4 protein-coding genes are annotated in these 1,788 nt (G+C 33.6%); all 4 read right to left on the bottom strand.

Annotated elements, in window-relative coordinates:
• The coding region (locus tag ACW2QF_RS20035; protein WP_455717782.1) for a hypothetical protein at positions 1 to 192 on the bottom strand (192 nt) is incomplete at its 3' end.
• A gap of 253 nt (positions 193 to 445) precedes the next feature.
• Entirely contained in the window at positions 446 to 736 is a 291-nt protein-coding gene (locus tag ACW2QF_RS20040; protein ID WP_455717783.1) for a hypothetical protein, read from the bottom strand.
• Positions 737 to 884: 148 nt separating this feature from the next.
• Positions 885 to 1,196 carry a hypothetical protein gene (locus ACW2QF_RS20045; RefSeq protein ID WP_455717785.1) on the bottom strand — a complete coding sequence of 104 codons (312 nt, stop codon included), beginning with the start codon at positions 1,194 to 1,196 and terminating at the stop codon, positions 885 to 887.
• 18 nt (positions 1,197 to 1,214) lie between these two features.
• On the bottom strand, positions 1,215 to 1,788 hold a 574-nt coding region (locus tag ACW2QF_RS20050; protein ID WP_455717784.1), incomplete at its 5' end, for a hypothetical protein.

The raw sequence follows: 1,788 nt of genomic DNA on the forward strand, positions 1-1,788 counted from the left end.
TTTTGTGTCCAATTCATATTGATGATATGCATATTTATTATCAATATAAACAATTGCTCTTTCGTTTTGTGTATAAACATGACCGTCATTTGTCATTATACCAAAATTCTTTTCACCTACGTAACCAATTCTATCAATTGATGATGAGAGGTTATCTGCCGAAACACCATAAACTGGTTTATTAGCATCCAAACCCGAGAAAAACGGCCAATCAACATCTGGATAACCACCCCAGTCACTATAATCTGTATTTTTGATATGAGTTTTCGTATACCAAAGAGGTAAATTTAGCCCTAATAGTCATCTCTTGACGAGATATAAAACTAATCTATCTCCTTAAATAAATTTTCTTCAGCAAATTGCAAATAGATATTAAATTCATCTTCTCCAAATCAATATTCCTTCATATTCTTAGAAAAATGTAATTTCATTGCATACGCATATATTACCCCCTTATGACTAAATGGTCCACAAAATGTACAATAGCATTATCTGGTGTGATTAAATCATAACCTTCTACTGCCCATGAATCAGAACTATTTTTTACAAGGCTATATATATCTTCACTACTCATATTACTAAATGCTTCTATTTGTTCATCCATACTTAATTTCTTAAATTTAATATATACTGAAGAACTACCACCCTTACCTCCATTATTAAGAAAATCCTCCATCGTAATATTTTTATAGACAACACCATCAACATTATCAAGATGTTCATCCAGTTCATTCACGATATTTTTCGATGTCCTTATCTGTACCCAAATGGCAAATTTCGACCTAGAGTCTATCAGTAAATCTACATGGATTTCCCTACGGAAGCCATTCCGATTTAATGATAGACAAGGAAAGGTGTTGGTATGTCCTTATGTGGAGACATAATTAAATACATCCCTTCATGATATTCCAAACTTTTTTTGTTTCTTCATTAAACTTTTCATTTAATTTATTTCTCATTTCGCAATTTTCGTCATATATAATAAAGTCACTCAAGCCTCCTCTTGAAGCAAATAGACGCTTATAACTATCAACAAGATATTGCATTTTTTCATCATCATTTTCATCTGAATCAATACACTTCACTTGTCCCATAAGTATATCCAATATTCCGTTATATTGTCCGTATCCATACCTTTGTACTAATTTTCCTATTTCAATATATGCTGTTCGTAATTGTAAAGTTTCATCATTCATCAACACTCTATACATCTCCTACTTCAAAGTTATTTTTTCTACAACATCAAATGTCCATGGTGCATCTATATATGTCTGCATAATATTATATCCGCCTACATATGCACCCCCTTGCGGTCCTACAGGTCCAGTGTACACCGTCGTACCTTTTGGTATTTTGATAGCATATACGTTATCTATATAGGAACTAGCTTCCCATGCACCAGTTTTAGGATCAATCCAATGTATTTTAACAGCTGTATCAATTCTTACATTAACAACAGATGTCAGTGGCTCACTTGTAAACCATCTTCCATATGGGTTCTGTGAATTTCCTGCACGATACATTATTATATCTTCTTGCAACACCTCCGCATTATATCTTCCACCATAAAAGTTCTTTGCAGGTTGACTTGGCATCTCAGCTAACGGTCCCGGATTTTCTATCATATTAAACTCATACTTTCCAATATCATCTGTTCCATATAGCACAGATGTACTACCACCCTTACTTCCAACTCCAGAATTTCTTACCTTCAATACTCCCTCATAATCAACTAGTAAATCATCCGTGCTGATATCCGTTACTTTAACACCATCAACCTCGTCCAAA

The organism is Anaerosporobacter sp. (genome assembly GCF_965301125.1).